This window comes from Tahibacter aquaticus, assembly GCF_004363655.1.
GTDB lineage: Bacteria > Pseudomonadota > Gammaproteobacteria > Xanthomonadales > Rhodanobacteraceae > Tahibacter > Tahibacter aquaticus.
Genome location: NZ_SNZH01000009.1, coordinates 278,218 through 278,656, shown reverse-complemented (window position 1 = coordinate 278,656; position 439 = coordinate 278,218). Strand labels below are relative to the sequence as shown.

At 70.2% G+C, this 439-nt stretch carries 1 protein-coding gene; it reads left to right on the top strand.

Annotation, left to right across the window (positions count from 1 at the left end):
* Positions 1 to 147: 147 nt before the first annotated feature.
* The coding region (locus DFR29_RS30525; RefSeq protein WP_425598843.1) for a hypothetical protein at positions 148 to 439 on the top strand (292 nt) is incomplete at its 3' end.

Genomic DNA, 439 nt, shown 5'->3' with positions numbered 1-439 from the left:
AATACCGCCACCGTTACCGCGCCAGGCAGCGTCACCGACACGAACCCGGCGAACAACTCGGCCACCGACAGCGACACGCTGGGCGCCAGCGCCGATCTGTCGATCACCAAGACCGATGGCGTCACCTCGGCGACGCCAGGCGGCAGCGTGACGTACACGATCACCGCATCGAACGCCGGGCCGAGCAACGCCACCGGTGCCACCGTCGCCGATACCTTCCCCGCCTCACAAACCTGCACCTGGACGTGTGTGGGCGCCGGCGGCGGCACCTGCACGGCCAGCGGCAGCGGCAACATCGCCGGCAGCGTGAACCTGCCGTCGGGCGGCAGCGTCACCTACACGGCGAGCTGCTCGATCTCCGCCTCCGCCACCGGTTCTCTGACCAACACCGCGACCGTCAGCGCGCCGGCCGGCGTCACCGATCCGACACCGGCCAACA